Source organism: Halobacillus salinus (assembly GCF_004684905.1).
GTDB classification, from domain to species: Bacteria; Bacillota; Bacilli; order Bacillales; family Halobacillaceae; genus Halobacillus; species Halobacillus salinus.
In genome coordinates this window covers 78,402-98,031 of record NZ_SRJC01000004.1, presented here as the reverse complement: position 1 = coordinate 98,031, position 19,630 = coordinate 78,402, and the positions used below count along the sequence as shown (strand labels likewise).

The following is a 19,630-nucleotide window of genomic DNA, read 5'->3' as shown; positions in this document are numbered from 1 at the left end:
GAAACCGTAAAGTCTTAATAGAATAGTTATTGGATTAAATTGGTAGAAAGATAATAGAATATTACTGACTCTAGTATGGAAATAAGATGGATGCATTGCAAAAAAAGATGGTAATAGAAATAGACACCCTGCCTGATTGGCAGGGTGTTTTTGTCATGAATTAGGCAATAAACAGAGATATGACATTCTACTTATCCTGAAAAAATATGATTTTCTGTTGGACTTTAGTGTGCTATAATTCTAAAATGGCGCAATAGAAACTCACTTTAATTATTTCTATTTTCACACAATTCCGTCCTATATAAGCAGTTCCTTTACCTAAGCTCCGTCCTGGGGCAAACTCAAATCTACTAAACAATTTCATTCGAATTTATTATGCTTTCTATTCATTCTCTAAGAAGGAAATAATAAGAAAGCGTTATCATTCGCATCAGGAGGTCATGACTTTGAAACTAACAGGAAAAATACTAATTGGTTTACTACTCGGTGCCGTCCTCGGACTTGTTCTCCATTCTGCTGCACCAGAGTGGTTTACTAGATTAGATACGTATGTGTTCGGTCCCCTCGGAACCATCTTCTTAAACCTGATTAAGATGCTTGTTGTTCCGATTGTCTTCTTCTCTATCACTTTAGGAACGGCTTCCTTGGGAGATCCTAAGAAGCTGGGACGAATCGGTGGGAAAACAATAGGGTTTTTCTTAGCAACTACAACGATTGCAATTTCCATTGCGATTTCACTGGCTTTCCTCATTCAGCCGGGTAACATGGATATTGACACATCAGGAGCGGAATATGAAGCACAAGAGGCGCCGACGATTGTGGAGACATTTACAAACATCATTCCTACGAACCCAATTCAGGCTATGGTGGAAGGAAACATGCTACAGATCATCTTCTTCTCCGTGTTCATCGGCCTTGCACTAGCAGTCCTTGGCAAGAAAACAGAAGGGCTTTTGAAGGTGCTTGAGCAGGGGAATGACATTATGATGTACTTGGTGAACTTGATCATGAAGTTCGCTCCATATGGCGCATTCGGTCTTCTGGCATCAGCCGTTGGTGAGTTAGGTTGGGACGGACTAGAAGGTATGTTGATGTACATGTTTGTTGTTGTACTCGGACTTTTCCTTCATGCTCTTATCGCATACGGTGCAGCCGTGAAATTCTTAGGAAACATGAATCCAATTCATTTCTTCAAGAACTTCTTCCCGGCTATGACCGTCGGATTCAGTACGTCCAGTAGTAGTTCTACTTTGCCGATTTCAATGAAAACGGCACAGGAGAAACTGAACGTACCAAAGCCGATCAGTAGTTTCGTTCAACCACTTGGTGCCACGATCAATATGGACGGGACAGCTATCATGCAAGGTGTGGCAACAGTCTTCATCGCCCAAGTGTATAACGTAGACTTAGGGTTTTCGGCCATTATCATGGTCATCCTGACCGCAGTACTTGCAAGTATTGGAACAGCTGGTGTACCGGGAGTCGGGTTGATTATGCTAGCTATGGTTCTGACTCAAGTCAGCCTGCCGGTAGAGGGAATCGCCTTGATCATCGGTATTGACCGTATTCTGGATATGACGAGAACTGCTCTGAACATTACAGGCGATGCTGCTTGTGCAGTAGTCGTTTCCGAATCTGAGAAAAAACATGGTGTAACGGATGTTCGCTCCGAGCGAATGGAAGCTTAATATGAACGTCACTCCTACTGGGGTGGCGTTTTTTTTTGTGGAGTCTTTCAATGCTGCGATGTGTAATATGAATGCCTCTAGGGTATATTGACAAAAAGAAGGTTAGAGGGGTGGTTCTTTGTGTTTTATTCAGTAACGCTTCAAAAAATATTAACGTTAACAGGAATCGGCGTCATTATCGGAGCCATTGTCGGCTTTACGTCCGTGCTGGGATTTGCACTGGACGGATCCGTTTTTGTACTGTCGATGTTCCTTAGTATATTACTTGTATATGTTACGGCGATGTATGCGGAGCTTTATCACATCAGAGAAGCGATCAATAAGCAGAGAAGAGAAGGTAAGTGAGGAAGAAGAGGGGGAGGACCTCTCTTTTTTTTATGGCTTATTTCTACTTTTGCTTTCTTAACGGGGAGGTATATTCCAAATCAGTAGAAGGGTATAAATGATAAGGATAATTCCCATAATCCAGTAGCTGCTCTTTGTCAGCTTCCGGAAAATGACGAAGAAGGTCATGATGACGACAGACAGAATGAAGATCCAGTAGAACATGGTCAAAATCAGAACAACCTTTCTTGTTTCCGTAGTTTTCCTTTATCTTACGTGGAGGATCTATGGGAAGCAAGTTTTTTATTGGTAGCTGTTTAGACGATTGATGCAATGGGAAAAGTAAAAGATAGCAGTTGTGTCAAGTTATGGGAGGGGGAAGGCATGCTGAGTCTGAAATGGATGATGGGCCAGGTCACATGAGTGGGTTTGAAGTCTTGTTTCTCATCGTGACGGTATTATGGATCGTCGAGTTCTTCCTGTTCCGGAACCGTCATACGCAAGAAGGAGACAGGCTTGAGCGTCGCTCGTTCCCTCTCATTCTTGTAGCGATCATTCTTGCGGTGGCAGTTTCGTTGGTTATGCGCGAATGGGAATTCGGTGTTATTACTTCCCCGTGGTTATGGTGGTTTGGGTTAATAATCTACGCTATAGGAGTCGGGTTGAGGTACTGGGGCATCTTACATCTGAAAGATCAATTCACACGTGATGTTTCTGTCCAAAAAGGGGATAAATTAGTTAGCACAGGACCCTATAAATGGCTACGCCACCCTTTATATACGGGGTTGTTGCTTATAGTCATAGGGTTTTGTCTAGGGGTAGGGAACGTTTGGACGGCGGTATTCTGTGGGGTACTTGTGACCATCGCTTTACTACATAGAATTCACATTGAAGAAGCGATGCTTATTGAGGCTCATGGCGATCTATATCGGGGCTGGTGTTCTTCCAGGTACCGATTAGTGCCGTTCATTTATTAACTATGGAGGTGTAGGTTGGATGAAGAAAAAAGCGATTGTTGTTGGAGCTGGATTGGGTGGTATGTCGGCTGCTATTCGGTTGAGTGGTGATGGATATGATGTGAAAGTGATCGAGAAGAATAGTAACATCGGTGGAAAGTTGAATCGTAGAGAAGGAAAAGGATTTACCTTTGATACAGGACCTTCTATTTTGACTATGCCATGGGTGTTGGAGCAATTGTTTGAGAGCGTTCACCGCCGTTTAGAGGATTACATAACGGTCGAGCGTGTGGAACCTCAGTGGAGAACATTCTTCGAAGATGGAACACAGCTTGATGTGACGAGTGATCTTCCTCAGATGCTTGAGGAAATGGCGAAAGTTACGGAGCGTCCTAATCGTAAATTTACAGATTTCCTTTCTTACACACAGGACATGTATGAGCTCTGTATGAAGAGTTTTTACAAATATAGTATTTCTGATTTGAAAGATTTGAAGAGCCATCATAAATTGAGTGAACTACTACAGATGGACCCTATGAATACTGTAGCTAAGTCTACGAAGAAGCAATTCGATAATAAATACTTGGAGCAATTATTCAATTTCTTTGTGATGTACGTAGGTTCCAACCCTTATTCATCTCCTGCGATTTTGAATCAGTTGGTTTATGTCCAGCTTGGCTTAGGCATCCACTACGTTAAGGGTGGCATGTATAAGATTGCCGAAGCTATGGGTAGTGTCATGGATGAACTGAGGGTCGATGTACAGTTGAATACTCCTGTGAAACAGCTTGTTGTAGAAGGCGAGCGGGTTGTTGGGGTAGAAACAGAGGATGGCACCGTACATGAAGCGGATATCGTCGTTTCAAATTTGGAAGCAATACCTGCTTACCGTAGACTTGCACCTTCTTCTTCCAAAGTGAAGAAAGAGATCAAATCGCTTGAGAAGAAATACGACCCAACCGTTTCAGGGCTTGTACTGTTACTTGGTACGGATAAGAAGTTTGATCACCTGAAGCACCATAACTTCTTCTTCTCAGAAGACCCTGAGAAAGAGTTCAAGCAAATATTCGATCAAGGCAAGCCTGCGGATGATCCGACTATTTATATCGGTATCTCCTCGAAATCAGATGATTCCCAAGCTCCTGCTGGGAAAGACAATCTATTTGTCCTTACACATGTCCCGCCGATGACTAATGGAAAGCGAAAGCCGATCGACTGGGATCAATATCGGGAAGTGGTCTTGGATAAATTAGAACGTATGGGTGTGGAAGGGCTGAGAGATTCGATTGAATTTGAGTACCGCTTCACTCCGGAAGATTTAGAATCGCTATACGGTCCGAATGGTGGATCGATCTACGGTATCGCCGCGGATCGTAAAACGAACGGAGGATTTAAAATTCCGTCTAAAAGCCAAGTGTATGAGGGATTGTATTTCGTCGGAGGATCCACTCACCCGGGTGGAGGCGTACCGATGGTAACACTGTCCGGGCAACTAACGGCTGACTTAATCAAAGAACAAGAAAAAGAAGCTGTAAAACCATAAGTAAAAAAGTCCAGCAGATGCTGGACTTTTTTTATTGACTGCATATTTTTTCCGTACCGTTTCATATCCTTGGCAGTAGGGAATGGTTGAAAAATGACGGTAGACGGAAGAAGGGGGAAACGAGGTGCCGAATTGGATTATATTTGCTCTGTTTATTTTGGCAGGGTTCGCTACATTTTTTGTAGCTTCCCGCTTATCAATCTATGGCGATGCTGTTAAAGAGAAAACGAGCGCATCATCCGCCTTTATGGGAGCAATCATAGGAATTGCTATTTCGTTGCCGGAGCTTACTTCAAGTGTTACGGCGATTTTGATAGATAGTCCGGATCTTGCAGTTGGGAACTTAATAGGAAGTAATTTATTCAACATCATGGGGCTTGCTATTTTCGATATTGTCTATCGAAGATATCAAATTATGACCCACGCTACCGAAGAGAGTAAATTATACGGATGGTTGGTCATTTTCATGACGCTTGTTGTGGTAGCGGGATTGACATTGACACTTCCGACTGCAGTTTTTCATATTAGCTATACGTCGATTGCCATCGTGATTTTATATTTTGTAGGGTCGAAATATATCAATGATCGTACAGAATATAAAGGGAGGAAAGTGAAGCGGGACTCCACTAAGTACGGGGAATACTCCTATCGACAGGTGATCACTCGGTTTGCAGGGGCTGCTGTTTCCATCATGATCATCGGAAGTGTGTTGACGATTACCGCAGAGCGTATTTCCGTCATCACGGGTATCGGTGCGTCTTTCATCGGGTCTTTCCTAGTGGCAATCAGTACATCGTTACCTGATGCGGTGAGTGTCGGAACGGCTCTGAAACTTCGTAACTTCAATTTAGGGATCAGTTCCTTATTAGGGAGTAACGCCTTCAATCTAATGATCCTTGCCATAACGGACGTCTTCTATTTCAGAGGGAATCTACTTCAGAATTCGGGAACGGCTAACATTATCACTGGTATTGTTTCTGTCGTATTTATTCTGTTCGTTATCTTCAGTATCACGAGGAGAACGTCACGTCCAATGGGGTATTTAATGCCTTCTGTTCTCATTATCCTTTGTTATTTCGTAACGACGTATATGGTTTTCCAAATAAAATAACAAAAAAGCAGCCCTAACCGCTCGGGTTATTAAAAAGTGTGAAGTGGGGTTTTGTTATTTGTACAGTGTTTCGTGGTCTGGAAAACAGCTGGCTTTCCGTATGCGAGTGTCGAGCTTCCTCGTTCGCTTTGATCTCGGCGGGCTAGACTATCTCGTGGACCCTGCGGGAGTCTCGCCGTTTGCTAGAACATTTTGTCATAATATGCGGGCTAGTCCCTTAAGTGTGGACCATTACGTTCCCGCTATTCATGGTCCACAGCACAAGAGGTTCACACTTAATTAGAGAAAAGGTGTTGGAGAAACAGGTAGACTCCTGCAGGACCGAAGTACAGCGTGAGACCCCACAGAGACCGCAGGGATCGAGGAAGCTCACCGGACGCCTGCGGAAAGCGGACTGTTTCTCCAACGCCGTTTTCTGCACATAGAAGAACCGAAGGGACTCTCTCGAAATTCTAAGCGGCCTGCGAGCCGCTTTTTTTAATGGGATGAATGGGATTGTTTCTTCACACGATTCTTTTTGCTGAAAGGAAGCCACCAGTTCCAGTCTCCGAGCAGCTTCATTAAGCTTGGGACAAGGAGGAGTCGAATGATAGTGGCATCGAGGAATATGGCAATCGCAATTCCGATACCGATTTGTTTGACGGGAACGACCCCGGTGAAAGCGAACGCCCCTGTAATGACAATCATAATCAGCGCTGCCGATGTAATGATTTTACTAGTGTTGGCTAATCCTTCGATTGTTGATTTCGTATTGTCACCTGTCTCTAAATAGAATTCGTGCATTCTAGAGATCAAGAACACCTCGTAGTCCATGCTCAATCCAAATACGAGGCTGAAAACAATGACTGGTAGAATTAGAGCGATGTCTGCTTCATTCAGTCCGAAATGCCCACCTTGGAAAAGCCAGACGAGGATCCCGAAAGTAGAAGTGAGTCCGATGATGTTCATCAAAATGGCTTTCAAAGGAATGATGATAGAGCGGAAAGCGATCATCAAAATAATAAAGGTTGAAACAATGATGATGGCGAGTGTTATTCCGATCTTATCGTAAATTTCATCGTAGATTTCTTGGTTGAACTTCGGTTGTCCGCCAATCTTCATGGAAACATCCCAATCGGCATTCGACCATTCCCGTACTAAGTCCTGTGCCTCCGTGGAATTAGCCCGGGCCGTTAAATGCACGGGCATCATCAATCGATCATCTGAAGTGAACTGATCTATGGCAGGTTGTAATTGTTGTCTCACCTCTGTTTGTTCAAGTGATGCCGCGAGCTGTTCAGGGTTATCAAAGTCCGTAGTGGTAAATAAGGTATCGACAGAATCGACAACAGTTCCCTCCTCCAGACGGTTTTGTAACTCTTCCATTTGTTCTAATCCATCTTGCTCCAGCCACCCACCTTTACGTTCTGCTATAACATAGGCTGTGCTTTCATCCTCTGACATGAAGGTTTCGTCAATCGTCTCAAAAGCAGCCCGGGAGTCATAACTTTCAGGTAAAGCATTGATGGTTGGAATAGTGAGCTGCATGTTGGTGACTGGAATAACCCCGATCAATAAAATGATGAAAGCAGTAATCGCAATAATAGCTGGATGTTTCATTACGCCGCGGGCAAATTCCCTCCATCGTGGTGTTGTGTCCTTATCCGCAGGAAGGATCCGGAGCTTGTCGATGCCTGAACCTATGATATATAAGAGTGAAGGGAGGAGTGTTAACGATCCAAGCACAGCTAATACGATGACCACCGTGCCCCCGATTGCAATATTCATGAAAATATCCACGCGGATGACACTCATGGCAGCAAGGCCGATAAATACGCAAACGGCAGAAAATAGGATAGAACGTCCTGCTGTTTCTATAGTTGTTCGAATCGCATCGCCTTTCTCTTGCTTCAACAACTCTTCCCGGTATCGGTTGATAAAGAGTAGGGCGAAATCTATGCTCAAGGCAAGGCCGATCATAGGAGCGATGTTCAAGATGAAAATAGATAATTGTGTATCTTCTCCGATTAGAGCAAGGACCCCGAAACCGGTGATGATTGTAACGGCGCCGATGATCAGAGGGAGTAACGATGCGACAACCGTCCCGAAGGCTAGTAATAAAATGATCAACGCAACCGGAAGACCGATCAATTCTGCGTTCTTCAAGTCGGTTTGGCTAGCCTTGTTGATATCCTCTGATATGACTGGTCCACCTGTCAGTGTTATTCCTTCCGTGGCCAGCGTCGGTCTGATTTCTTTGATCACTTCTTTCATATCGGTGGATTCATCTTCGAATTGTAAGCTGGCGTAAGCGATTGTCTCTTCTCTCATCTCTTCATTCTCTAGCGGGGATGCTATAGACGAAGCCAGGTCAAGCTCTTTGAGATCATCTAAGGTTTCTTGTATTTTCTGATCGGATTGATCTTCGAAAAGAACGAGGAGAGTGGATGCTGGAAATTGGAAGTCTTCTTGAAGTATATCCTCCACTTCCGCATACTCACCGTCTGTGCGGAATCCATCTCCTTCTAGTAAAGAAGGTAATTGGATGGCGAAGTACCCCATCCCGATTGCTGCTATGACCCAGAAGGCGAGCAGCCACTTGTGAGAACGGACTATTAGGTTCGATAATATTTTCATCTAAGACTGGCTCCTTTTGTAACGATTAATGATAGTTCAAGTAATACCCTTTTTTCCTATATTTAAAAAGAAGCTGGGTGTAGAAGTGAAGGTGTGGTGGAAGGTAAACATTAAGGAAGGTGAAATAATGGACATTCCTCAAAATATCAAGGTAGAAGCACAGAAGAGAATCGAACCTTATGACGTCGAAGGGTTTGTCATTGGAAAAGGGGACACAGAAAGTGAAGTGATGATAGTCGGAGAAGCCCCAGGAGAGAATGAAATAGTCAAAGGGGAACCGTTCATCGGGCGCGCGGGCAAAGAGCTGGACAAGCAGCTGGAGATTCTGGGGTTGGATCGCAAGCATATTTATATAACAAGCGTAGTCAGGAGTCGTCCCTATTATTGGACTAAGTCTAATAAAGAAGGGATGAGGAAGGCGAATCGTAAACCTACTCAAAAAGAGATCATCGCACACGCTGAATTGTTGGATTATCAAATAGAACAAGTGGCCCCGAAGATTATCATCGCACTCGGGAATGTGGCCTTTAAAAGATTGATAGGTAGTGAGGATAAGCTTAGTTCGGTGATAGGAAGAGTAATGGAGACTCCGGTCTTAAAGTGGCGAGATGAAGAAGGATGGGTAGAATCGGAATACTTCTATAAAGTGATTCCACTCTACCACCCAGCTGCTGTGTTTTATAATCCCAAGATCCGACCTCAATTGGAGCAGTCATTACACGAGGTGAAGCGCTACCTAGATGAAAAGCTGTAAGTGAGGATCACTTACAGCTTTTTTGGGGTCAGGTGAAAGGCTACCTTTTTTCAAAAACAAAGTACCCTTGTTTACTAATAGACGTAGAGCCGATTCCGGTGTTGCGTCTGCTCTGGATGGCAATGTGTTCGTCTGTATCTTCACCTTTTATGCTATATATTTTAGTCTCTTCTAGTAATGGTTCGTTTGCAACCTGCTCGATTTTCACAGTACCAATGACTTCATGTAATTCTGGTTGATTTACCGTGCGACCTGTCTGAATATATTCCTGGTCATTATGGAAGACGTAGGTTTCCCTCACCATGGTAGATTGGGATTTGGTCATTGTTGCCTTACCCTCTGTATTATTAGATAACATTTCGGGTTCTGCGTAGATAGAAGTCTTCATCTCCGTGACGTTGCTTTTAATCGGAGACTGGGCAGCCATGTGGGTTTCGCTCGAGGAAGGGCTGAAATCAAACTGGAAGCATACAATAACTAAAGCGGCTAATAATGGGACAGGCATAGCTTTAAACAGCCAACTGTAGGATTGTTTTCTACTCGTTTTTGGTGCTTCCAGCACGGCCATCTTCGTCTTGTCTTTATCAAACGGTACGTGGTCGTATTTAATGTTATGGTCGAGCTTTTTTAATTTGCGATCGAGTAAATCATTCATTTCGAGTTCCTCCTTCTGATGTCATCTGCTTTTGTAAAAGCTGACGAGCACGACGGAGTCTTGTTTTGACGGTGTTCGGGCTCGCTTGAATGACTTCAGCTAATTCTTTGGTATCGAATTCTTCGAAGTAATATAAAATAATGATTTCTCTATATTTCGATTCGAGTCTTAGAACATGTTGAAGGAGTTCTTCGTCTTCGCTGAGATTTACGACATACTCTTCCGGTGTCGATTGGTCGGATGGAAGGCTACGGAACATCTCGGCGCCTTTTTTGACGACTCTCTTCATATAAGAGCTTTTCAAATAATCTTTGCAAAGGTTGATGGTGATCTTGTAGAGCCATGTTTTTTCACTAGACTGTTCTTTGAATGTAGAGAATTTCTGATAGGCTTTTATGAATGCTTCCTGCGTGATGTCTTCAGCCAAGGAGTGGTCTTTTACATAGGAATAGGCGAGCCATTTCAGGTCATGTCCGTAATTATGTATCCAGCTTTCCACTCGTTGGTTCATGTCGGCGGTTTCTTCGTGATTTGCAGGAAGGGAACGCTGTTTATGAATCAATTTATCCCACCTCATACCTTAGACGACACTCCTTTGCTTTAGGTTTTGGTAAAATGAGAATACCTAACTCTATTAAAACATGAAATGAAATGCTTGGAAATTGAGATTAGAGACTTCAGGGGGACATTTTATGAAAAAGCCTGGTCGTTGGATTGCATTGGTAGGGTTCATCTTATTGATTGTCTGGAATTCGATTTTTCATATGACGAGGATAGACGCTGCGCTCGGTTTTTCTTTTCTTGTATTAGTGCCGTTGCTTGTCGAGGAAGTGGTTAAGCATCAAGAAAATCGAGCGGAACAATGGCTTCGAGCGGTTATGCAGACTTCCTTGCCGTTTGCAGGAGCTGGTGTCATATCTGTCACCATGCCTCCTGGCCAAGAGGCGGGGTGGTGGGCTTTTGTTTGGTTCTTCTACACTCTTATGCTGGCATTTGGTGGTCTGATGAGGCTTGCCGGAAGAGGTGTAAGGCCTTTAGAGGAAACAGTTATAGATGTAGGACTTTTGTACATAGCGGTAGGTGGGGCATGGTTGGTTATTTCTCAATCCGGGTGGGCATCGTTCTTGCCTTATACCCAAACCATTGTTCAACTTACAGCCATTCACTTTCACTACGCAGCTTTTGTTTTGCCTTTGGTAACGGGATTTTTCGGTCGTTTTCGATCAGCGGGTAATCGTGTTAGAAAACAGTACACTGAACGCCCGTACCATGTGTTGTGCATAGGTGTCCTGATTGGTCCGTTTCTTGTGGCAATAGGACTTGATCAAGGACCTCCGGTTGAAGTGGTTACTGTCGGACTATACGTTCTTATTCTTATTTGGTTGGCCGTGTGGTGGTTTTGGTTGTCGGTAGAACTTCCTTCTTGGGGGTCATCTGCTATAAGGCTCGCATCGCTTCTGTTGGTAGGTACCATGATCCTTTCCTTTGCGTATAGCTGGGGGCTGATGTCGGAAGCGTTCGGAGTCTCCATCGGACAAATGGTGTCTTATCATGGTCTTGTGAATGCGTTCGGTTTCTCGATCCTAGTGACGTTAGCTTGGCGCAAAGCTTCGCCGCCACAGCGTCACCCCTTTACAACCTTTCCTGTCAGCAACCTTAGGCAGAGGGGGTACGTGGGGAATGATGCGATTTATCGAAATGGATGGGCGGAAACTTATCGGCGTGAAGAAGGCCTGGTGCCTACGTGGAAGGTTTTCCGGAGTCATCACTTCGATCCCACTCATGTTCATCCAGATATAAGGAAGTTTTATTTACGTACCGATCAATTTACTATGGAAGCAGATGTGCGATGGGAGAAGCGATTCCGGGCTTTTTCCAAGCTCAGTTGCAGCGTGACTAGAAAGTTCGGTCAAATTAATTTGCCACTAACAGGAAGAATGAATATGAGTGGTGAGATTGTTTCTATCTCTGACAAACAAGATGGAAGGGAGCAAGTACGTGCATGGGTAAGGAAGAATGAGAAGACTGATGAGCCAGTGTTTACAGCACTGTATTCGTATCACAAACGAGCATCAGAAACCTATATGAATATTAGTCTTCCATTACCGCTTGGAACGATGACTGGGATTCTTAGGCCTGAACATGATGGTCGGGAGGGACTTGTTTTGACCAGTCACTTACGTCCTGATTCAAGAGGTGATGAAGGGGTTTATCTCACCTTCGGAAGCTGGACGATCCGGACGCCGCTGAGAGAGTGGTTTCATGTGAGTGTAAGAGATGGCGATTTGGCAGCGCGTCATCAACTGGCAGTTTGGGGTATCAAATTTTTGACGATTGATTATATATTAAAGGAAAAAGAACCGACCCCCTAATAGAAAGGGGCCGGTTCATCTTTTTACTGAGCTGTTTTATGATCCTTCTTCGTAGGTTCGCTTTTCAAGCTGTCTAATCGATGTAGTAAGTCGACTCCGAAGTCGGAAGTAGGCGTCGTGTTCTCGTTGAAGATTCCACGGCTTGATTCGTAAGCGGAAGAACCGTGCTCTGCAAAATCAAGTCCAGAGATTTCCTCTTCACGGGAAACGCGGATACCTCCAGTGATCGCTTTAATGACTGTTACAGCGACCGCAGTAGTAGCCATCGTCCATGCAACAACCGCTAACACGCCGATTGCCTGAACACCAAGTAAGGCAGCGCCGTCACCATAGAATAGACCACCTTCGACAGAAAATAGTCCGACAGCTAGTGTACCCCAGATGCCACAAATTCCGTGCACAGCAATCGCTCCGACAGGGTCATCGATACGAGCAACGCGATCTAAGAATTGGACAGCTTCGACTAAAATGACGCCAGCGATCAAACCGATTGCAATCGCCCCAAGTAAAGAAACGTTTGCTGTACCTGCTGTGATTCCGACAAGACCTGCTAGAGCTCCGTTCAAAGTAAGAGAAGCGTCGATACGCTTGTATTTCGCTTGGGAATAGAAAGCAGAACCGATGATACCAGCAGATGCAGATAGTAAAGTTGTCGCAACTACGGATGGAATTAAGCTTGGATCTGCTGCCAAAGTACTCCCACCGTTAAATCCGAACCACCCAAACCAAAGGATGAAAACACCAAGAGCACCTAATGGAATGTTGTGACCAGGAATGACATTGACGGTTTTTTCGCTATATTTCCCAAGGCGTGGCCCGAGGAACATTACGGTTACGATAGCACCAAGTGCACCAGTAAGGTGAACAACTGTTGAGCCGGCGAAGTCCACGAATCCGAGGGAGGACAACCATCCGCCGCCCCAGACCCAATGTCCGACAACTGGGTAAATGAAGCCTGTCATAAGTACGGTAAGGAGTAAGTAAGAGTTCAGTTTCATACGCTCAGCTACAGCACCGGAGATAATAGTGGCACAGGTAGCAGCAAAGACTGCTTGGAAAACGAAGAATCCGATTTGATCTTCTTGACCAGCAAGGAAGAATCCGTCGATTCCGATAATTCCACCGCCAGAAGTACCAAACATGATGCCGTATCCGACTACAAAATAGAGAACGGCTGCAATAGACATAGTCATGAAGTTTTTCATCAGAATGTTGAGGGCGTTCTTGGAGCGGGTAAATCCGGATTCAACCATCGCGAATCCAGCGTGCATGAAGAAGACTAAGAAAGCTGCAATCATGATCCAGACCATATCCACCGATTGAAGGACTGCTTCCGGAGTTACGGCTGTTTCAGCACTAGCTATGACCGGGAAACTGAATAAAGCAATAAGGAATAAGAGCGCTGTTTTTTTCATATTTAAGTATCCATCCTTTTCAATTAGATTAAGGCTTGCTTGCCGGTTTCACCTGTACGGATTCGGTACACTTCATCAATCGTTGAAACGAAGATCTTTCCATCTCCCACTTCACTTGTCGCGCAAGTTTCTATGATGACGTCGATAATGGAAGCTAATTCAAAGTTCTCTACAACCATTTCCACTTTCACTTTAGGATAGAGTTTTACTTCGAACCTGTTACCTCGGAAAATACCTTCCTGTCCTTTCTGCTGTCCGCAACCAGCTACTTCAGATACCGTCAACCCTTTAACCCCTAATTGGTCTAGCTGTTGTCGTAGCGTCTGGAATGCCTCAGGTCGGATGATGGCTTCTACTTTTTTCATCAGATAGTCTCCTCCTTTTTGTCAATGTTAACTTTCATAACATGAAGGGTAATGAATTAACCTAATCATACAGTGAAATAGTCTGAAAAATCAATAGATTTCAAAAATTAGTGTAAGGAAAGGTGACACAAAGGAAGTGTCGTAACCGTTTCCATTGTTTGTATGACAATAAAAAATCCCTCCAAAAAAATTTGGAGGGAATAGGACTTATAAATCATCAAAACCGTTCGTTTCGGTTACTTTTGTATATTGTCTGGATTTCTGTTCAAAGAAATCGGACTTTCCTTCATCTACTTCTTGATAAGCCCGGATCCATTTCAGTGGATTCTTTCGGTAGGACGGGAATGGTTTCTCAGCTCCCAATTGTTTGCTTCGTTTGTTGGCTATGAAACGGATGTAATCTTCCAGTTCTTCAAGCTCAATCCCTGTGAAGCGGTGTCCGATGATATGGCGAGCCCATTTGATTTCTAGTTCCGCCGCTTGAGCGAACGTGCTAGTTACGAATGAATTCATCTTTTCTGCATCTACCTCTGGGTGTTCCTTCAATGTTTCTTTGAAGATGCGTGCGAATAAGTTAACGTGAATCTGTTCATCTCGATTGATGTAGTTGATCATGGTACTGGTGGAGACCATTTTGTGATTGCGAGCCAAGTTATAGAAGAAGGCGAATCCGGCATAGAAAAACAATCCTTCAAGGACGACGTCATATACAATGGATGTTAAAAAACTCTCGACCGTCGGTTCGTCGATGAATGTTTGATAACCGTCCGTAATGAATTTGTTTCGTTCAATCAGGATGTCATCGTGCTTCCAATATTCAAAGATCTCCTCCTGCTCTTGTTGCGGTACAAGGGTAGATAATACATAAGAATAGGATTGGTTGTGTACTACTTCTTGGAAAGCGAGTACCTGCATCAAGGCAGCTAAACTGGAGTCTGTTAAGTAATCGGCAATTTTTCCTGAATAGTCTGTTTGAATGGAGTCTAAAAAGGCGAGCAGTCCGATGATTTTCTTGAATGTCTGCCTTTCTTCTTCCGATAAATCTGGCCACTGCTTCAAATCATTGCTCATATTAATTTCGTTCGGAATCCAGAAATTCGAAAGCATGTTTTTGTACATCGGATAGGCCCAGGAATAAGCGGTATCATCCCAGTTCAGTACGTTCGAGCTTTGACCGTTCAGAATGCCCGTAGATTTATTCGGAGCGTTAATATCGACTAGTTTTCGTTTGGTTAATTTTTGTGACATTATTTTTCCTCCTTTAAGATGAGCAGCTTTCGCATTCATCGTAATCGCCTTGCCTGGACGTTGACCTCGTATAGTAAGTCGTTTTCAACCCTTGCTTCCAAGCTTCTAGATGGAGGTCCAGCAATTCTTTTGCATGGATTGAATTCCTGACATAGAGATTAAATGAAATCGATTGGTCTACGTATCTTTGTCGTGCTGCATTCTGTCTGATGCTCGATTTCTGATCGACATCGTAGGCGGATGGATAGTAACCATACGTACGGTGATCGAGTTCGGGTGCGGTCACAGGAATCTTGTAATCTTTCTTCTCCTCGGAATAGAACTTTTGGAACACTGGATCGATACTTGCGGTGCTTCCTGCAATCAGCGACGTGCTGGAGTTCGGTGCAACAGCAAGCAAGTATCCGTTTCTGAGGCCGTTCTTCCTTACTTTCTCTTGTAGCGTGAGCCAATTCCAGCTTCCATTTAAGTGGTAGCCTCGTTTAGAAAAGTAATCCCCACTATGCCAATCGGAGCCTTCAAACATAGGGTAACTGCCTTTCTCCTTAGCGAGTTCGCTACTTGCTTCAATGGTGTAATAGGCGATTGCTTCGTATAGCTCCTCCGCATATTTGACCGCTTCCTCTGAATCCCAGTGAATGTTCTTCTTCGCTAAGAGGTGGGCCCATCCGAAAGTTCCGAGCCCGATGCCTCGGTATTTTTGATTGGTCAGTTGAGCTTGGAGAACAGGGATTGTATTGAGATCAATGACGTTATCCAACATACGGACCTGGATTGTTATCAGTCGGTGCAATTCCCTTGACGGTACTGCTTTTCCTAAGTTGATACTCGACAAGTTACAAACAACGAAATCGCCCGGTGATTTTTCGGTAATAATTTTACCATCCTCGATAAAATGTTGTTCTTGAGAAGTAGGGCTTTGGTTTTGTGTAATTTCTGTACATAGATTGGAGCAATAGATCATACCGGCGTGATGGTTCGGGTTCATCCGGTTCACTTCATCACGGTAGAACATATAAGGTGTACCTGCTTCTAACTGGCTCATCATGACCCGCTTCATGATTTCTATAGCGGGTACACACTTCTTCGATAGAGTTGGGTGTTGGACGCATTCTTGATAACGGGAGCGGAATGTACCGCTTCCTCGCTCTTCGTCGTAACTGTCTTCCAATGAATATCCCATAACATCCCGAACTTCATGAGGGTCAAATAAATACCAATCTTCGCGGCTTTCGACGGCTTCCATGAAGAGGTCGGGGATGGACACTCCCGTGAACAAGTCGTGGGTCCGCTGGCGTTCGTCCCCGTTGTTCAAACGGCTATCCAGAAAAGGGAAGATGTCCTTATGCCAAATATCTAGATACACAGCAATGGCACCTTGTCTTTGTCCGAGTTGGTCCACGCTGACGGCGGTATTGTTCAGCTGCTTCATCCATGGAATCACACCGGATGATACTCCCTTGAAACCTCTGATATCGCTGCCTCGGCTACGTATCTTTCCTAAGTAGACCCCGATTCCGCCTCCGTTCTTACTCAAGTTTGCTATGTCTGTGTTGCTGTCATAGATTGATTGTAGGCTGTCATCGACCGTATCAATGAAGCAGGAGCTGAGTTGACCGTACTGTTTCCCTGCGTTTGCAAGCGTGGGGGTCGCGACGGTCATATATAAGTTACTGAGTGCCCAGTAGGATTCGAGCACAAGGTCAATCTTTTTACTTTCTTCCTCTTGTGCCATAAGCATCATGGCAATAATCATGAAGCGTTCTTGTGGCAATTCGAAGATATCATTCGATTTGGACCGCGCAAGGTATCGGTCGCTTAATGTCCGTAAACCGATATAGGTGAATAAATGATCTCGCTCCGGGTCGATAGCTCGTTCAAGCTTAGCTATGTCCTGCTTGCTGTAATAAGTAAGCAACTTCGATGTGTAGATTCCATCATCGATCAGTGTCTGGAGTAATCCGTAAAAATCGCTGTAGGCATCATCTTGCTTTCGATTGCGCTTTGCTTGTTCATACATCCAATTCAAATAGATTCTGCTAGCAACAAAGGTCCAGTCAGGTTGGGATTCATCTACTTCAGCTAAGCAAGTTAAAATCATATCCTGTGCGTAATCTTCTATAGATAGCTCGTTCCATTTATCCAATACTGCGTGGATAGGCAATGCTGGGAAAGCTTCTTGCAATGAGTCTATTCCAGTTGCTGTTCGGTTCATCTTTCCACCCCTTTTTGAAAATAAAAAAATCCGCTCAAGTTTTGAGCGGATGAAACCATGGAATGAAGGCGAATAGGCATACGTAACGTTATGCTTCATTCCATCGCTTCATCTTCTCAATCCCCGAAGAAGTTGAAACTGCAACGAATGAAGACAGGTCTCCTGGCTCGTGTACGATCTTACTCTGGTCCTTCCCGTGCTATGGCACAGTGGATGATCCGTTTCGCGTACACTTACAGTTGCGGGGGCAGCTCCGGTTTTTCACCGGCTTCCCTTTTAAGCCGTAGTGGCATCTTCGCTTCGTAGATACTATATATAGTGTTTGAGTCATGATTTGTTATCTTATGTAGTATCCTCATCATAACGGAGATTTTTTTTACCTGCAACCTTGAATTGTTTGTCTAAATATGTAAGTGGCATTTCATCCTCCTTATTCTCGGTATATAATGACACTAAGGAGGCTCACGAGAATGAATTCATTTAATTGGCATGAGGCAGCAGAACGTAAGTGGGACACGATGGCAGAGTCATGGAATGAACGTAGTAAAGATATGTGGGACCATGGCAGTCGGAAATCCATTATCCCTTTTTTGGAAAAATACATAAAGCAGGAAGGGAGAGTTGCAGACTTAGGGTGTGGCGATGGTTATGGCTCTTACAGACTCCATCGGGAAGGCTATCAGGTGACAGGCCTTGATCTTTCAAAGGATATGATTGACCGAGCTAATGCTCGTGTTCGTACAGAAGGGTTGCAGTTCGTCCAAGGTGACTTGACCAAGCTTCCGTTTGAGTCTGAAAGCTTCGACGGTATAATGGCAATCAATTCATTAGAGTGGACGGAAGTGCCGTATCAAGGTCTGGAAGAGATGAAGAGGATCCTGAAGCCCGGTGGAAGAGCGTGTATCGGACTTCTCGGTCCGACAGCGATGCCACGAGTGAACAGCTACCGGCGAGTGTATGGAGAAGAAGTGGTTTGTAATACGATGATGCCCTGGGAATTACAGAAGCTTGCCGAAGAGACAGGTTGGAAGTGTTTGGATGGTGAAGGAGTTTATAAGCGTGGAGTGAAAGAAGAGCACCTTGCGCTTGATGAAGAACTTCGCCAGGCGTTGACGTTCATGTGGTTATTTATTTTTGAAAAACAGGTTTAAGAGGAAAGTTTTTAGGGAAAACACAAGTATGATTTTCACCAGTTGTTCATAAAGTGAAATCATAAGGAGGGATTGCATGGTTGCTTGGCTACACGCTTTATCATCCATTCGCTTTCTGTTTATAGGATTTTTCTCTTTGACGGCCTTAAGTCTCATTACCTTTCAGTCGATTGCATTCGTTCAAGCTATAATTGATTTTTTTGAGATTTTTCACCGTAAATAAATAGAACCCAAGTGTTATAAAACACTTGGGTTTTTTTATGGCTTAATTTTTATGCGGTCCCCAGAGAAAGTCGGCAATCAGCCGGTCCACGGCATGCATTTCATGCAATCCGGAATGAGTCGCTCTATCCCCTTCAATCACTTCACTCGAAAGGCGCGTGTCGCGAACCATTTCCTCGACTCCTTTGGCACTTTTCAAATGGACAAGGCCATCCCATTGTTTCTTGTAAGGCATGTCAGGGTTTATTACACCAGCAATAGATAGCACGTTCGTTTCTTTGATTTTGTGTTTCGTTAACTGCTGCAGGGCTTTGGAGTCCGGTTTTAGGTCGTTTGCTGCCGCTCCATAGTTCACTTTAAAGTAATGTTCTTTCTGAATCCCGTTGAAGGGGCTGGCTAAAACGACGAGTTTAAGCACCTCTGGTTCGTTTGGCCTCTCGTCTGTGAGATAGCCAGTTGCAGCTAAACCTCCCATAGAATGACCGACTAAGTGGACATTTTCCACTTCATAATCGCTTCTTAAGGTTTTCATAATTGTGTGTAACCATTTTTTCTGCTCGCTGAGAGCAGCTCGATTATCTTCAAAGACGACATGAATCAAGGGGTTTCCATCAGAAGTATTTCCTTTGATGTTCAGATCTCCTTGTTTGGATACGCGTACAACCATTTGCTTCTCCCCCCAATGGTTGCGTTCCAAACGGTCCAACATAGTGGAGAAACTGCGCTCTGTGCCCTTGTAGCCGTGTATGAACAAAGTGGGGGTTTCCGTTGTTTTGTACTCTGATCGTGTCGGCTTTGAAGCCGAGAAGAAGAGAAGCAGCCCGATCAGAAGTGTGAAGATAACAAGCGGAAACAGCTTTCTTTTGTCTGTCACGATGAATCCTCCTGTTTGTCATTCTATTCTTTAGCATACCCTCCTTAGCCGTTGAAAAACAACGAAAGCGCAGCGAAATGTTTATAATTTACAGTCGTGAGGGAAAACTGTACGTGACTCT

The 19,630-nt window shown here is 44.2% G+C and carries 18 protein-coding genes and 1 riboswitch; of the genes, 9 read left to right on the top strand and 9 right to left on the bottom strand.

The features are described from left to right. Nucleotides 1–446: 446 nt before the first annotated feature. Nucleotides 447–1,688: a dicarboxylate/amino acid:cation symporter gene (locus E4663_RS14845; protein ID WP_135328202.1), complete on the top strand. Its 1,242-nt coding sequence runs from the start codon at nucleotides 447–449 to the stop codon at nucleotides 1,686–1,688. 120 nt (nucleotides 1,689–1,808) lie between these two features. Next, nucleotides 1,809–2,033 (top strand): hypothetical protein, encoded by a 225-nt coding sequence (locus E4663_RS14840; protein WP_079477168.1) that lies wholly within the window; start codon nucleotides 1,809–1,811, stop codon nucleotides 2,031–2,033. 57 nt (nucleotides 2,034–2,090) lie between these two features. On the opposite strand, the gene E4663_RS19825 is transcribed toward E4663_RS14840, so the two are convergent. Then, nucleotides 2,091–2,237: a hypothetical protein gene (locus E4663_RS19825; protein WP_158290510.1), complete on the bottom strand. Its 147-nt coding sequence runs from the start codon at nucleotides 2,235–2,237 to the stop codon at nucleotides 2,091–2,093. A 173-nt stretch (nucleotides 2,238–2,410) separates the two neighbouring features. Here E4663_RS19825 and E4663_RS14835 point away from each other — a divergent pair, with 173 nt between their 5' ends. The 3 genes from E4663_RS14835 (at nucleotide 2,411) to E4663_RS14825 (ending at nucleotide 5,622) form a co-directional block, all read left to right on the top strand. Continuing rightward, nucleotides 2,411–2,989, top strand: coding sequence for a methyltransferase family protein (locus E4663_RS14835; RefSeq protein WP_241657215.1), 579 nt, complete (start codon nucleotides 2,411–2,413; stop codon nucleotides 2,987–2,989). Between the two features lie 19 nt (nucleotides 2,990–3,008). Beyond that, nucleotides 3,009–4,511: a phytoene desaturase family protein gene (locus E4663_RS14830; RefSeq protein ID WP_135328201.1), complete on the top strand. Its 1,503-nt coding sequence runs from the start codon at nucleotides 3,009–3,011 to the stop codon at nucleotides 4,509–4,511. A 124-nt stretch (nucleotides 4,512–4,635) separates the two neighbouring features. Beyond that, a complete protein-coding gene (locus E4663_RS14825) occupies nucleotides 4,636–5,622 on the top strand; it encodes a sodium:calcium antiporter (RefSeq protein WP_135328200.1) in 987 nt (328 codons plus the stop codon). A 477-nt stretch (nucleotides 5,623–6,099) separates the two neighbouring features. Here E4663_RS14825 and E4663_RS14820 read toward each other — a convergent pair whose 3' ends face one another. Next, nucleotides 6,100–8,238, bottom strand: coding sequence for an MMPL family transporter (locus tag E4663_RS14820; RefSeq protein WP_135328199.1), 2,139 nt, complete (start codon nucleotides 8,236–8,238; stop codon nucleotides 6,100–6,102). 127 nt (nucleotides 8,239–8,365) lie between these two features. Between E4663_RS14820 and E4663_RS14815 the strand changes: the two genes are divergently transcribed. Next, the gene (locus tag E4663_RS14815) at nucleotides 8,366–8,992 is read left to right on the top strand and encodes a uracil-DNA glycosylase (RefSeq protein ID WP_135328198.1); all 627 of its coding nucleotides are present in this window, start codon (nucleotides 8,366–8,368) and stop codon (nucleotides 8,990–8,992) included. 40 nt (nucleotides 8,993–9,032) lie between these two features. Here E4663_RS14815 and E4663_RS14810 read toward each other — a convergent pair whose 3' ends face one another. Continuing rightward, nucleotides 9,033–9,647 (bottom strand): hypothetical protein, encoded by a 615-nt coding sequence (locus E4663_RS14810; RefSeq protein ID WP_079477162.1) that lies wholly within the window; start codon nucleotides 9,645–9,647, stop codon nucleotides 9,033–9,035. Next, a complete protein-coding gene (locus E4663_RS14805) occupies nucleotides 9,640–10,224 on the bottom strand; it encodes a sigma-70 family RNA polymerase sigma factor (protein ID WP_079477161.1) in 585 nt (194 codons plus the stop codon). The genes E4663_RS14810 and E4663_RS14805 overlap by 8 nt, the downstream gene beginning before the upstream one ends. A 115-nt stretch (nucleotides 10,225–10,339) precedes the next feature. Between E4663_RS14805 and E4663_RS14800 the strand changes: the two genes are divergently transcribed. Continuing rightward, entirely contained in the window at nucleotides 10,340–12,019 is a 1,680-nt protein-coding gene (locus E4663_RS14800; protein WP_135328197.1) for a YndJ family protein, read from the top strand. 23 nt (nucleotides 12,020–12,042) lie between these two features. Here the strand turns inward: E4663_RS14800 and E4663_RS14795 are convergent, their stop codons facing one another. From E4663_RS14795 to E4663_RS14780, 4 genes are all read right to left on the bottom strand, one after another. Further along, nucleotides 12,043–13,434, bottom strand: a complete 1,392-nt coding sequence (locus tag E4663_RS14795) for an ammonium transporter (RefSeq protein ID WP_135328196.1) — start codon at nucleotides 13,432–13,434, stop codon at nucleotides 12,043–12,045. Between the two features lie 23 nt (nucleotides 13,435–13,457). After that, a complete protein-coding gene (locus tag E4663_RS14790; RefSeq protein WP_079477158.1) occupies nucleotides 13,458–13,799 on the bottom strand; it encodes a P-II family nitrogen regulator in 342 nt (113 codons plus the stop codon). A 207-nt stretch (nucleotides 13,800–14,006) separates the two neighbouring features. Then, nucleotides 14,007–15,047, bottom strand: coding sequence for a ribonucleotide-diphosphate reductase subunit beta (locus tag E4663_RS14785; protein WP_135328195.1), 1,041 nt, complete (start codon nucleotides 15,045–15,047; stop codon nucleotides 14,007–14,009). A gap of 13 nt (nucleotides 15,048–15,060) precedes the next feature. Continuing rightward, nucleotides 15,061–17,262: a ribonucleoside-diphosphate reductase subunit alpha gene (locus E4663_RS14780; protein WP_135328194.1), complete on the bottom strand. Its 2,202-nt coding sequence runs from the start codon at nucleotides 17,260–17,262 to the stop codon at nucleotides 15,061–15,063. 135 nt (nucleotides 17,263–17,397) lie between these two features. After that, a riboswitch (cobalamin riboswitch) is annotated at nucleotides 17,398–17,574 on the bottom strand. Between the two features lie 158 nt (nucleotides 17,575–17,732). Between E4663_RS14780 and E4663_RS14775 the strand changes: the two genes are divergently transcribed. Together E4663_RS14775 and E4663_RS20000 are read left to right on the top strand one after the other, a co-directional pair. Beyond that, nucleotides 17,733–18,413: a class I SAM-dependent methyltransferase gene (locus E4663_RS14775; RefSeq protein ID WP_079477155.1), complete on the top strand. Its 681-nt coding sequence runs from the start codon at nucleotides 17,733–17,735 to the stop codon at nucleotides 18,411–18,413. Between the two features lie 76 nt (nucleotides 18,414–18,489). Then, nucleotides 18,490–18,636: a hypothetical protein gene (locus E4663_RS20000; protein ID WP_168927356.1), complete on the top strand. Its 147-nt coding sequence runs from the start codon at nucleotides 18,490–18,492 to the stop codon at nucleotides 18,634–18,636. 42 nt (nucleotides 18,637–18,678) lie between these two features. Here the strand turns inward: E4663_RS20000 and E4663_RS14770 are convergent, their stop codons facing one another. Further along, on the bottom strand, nucleotides 18,679–19,509 hold the full coding sequence (locus E4663_RS14770) for an alpha/beta hydrolase (RefSeq protein ID WP_158290509.1): 831 nt from the start codon (nucleotides 19,507–19,509) through the stop codon (nucleotides 18,679–18,681). Nucleotides 19,510–19,630 lie beyond the last annotated feature (121 nt).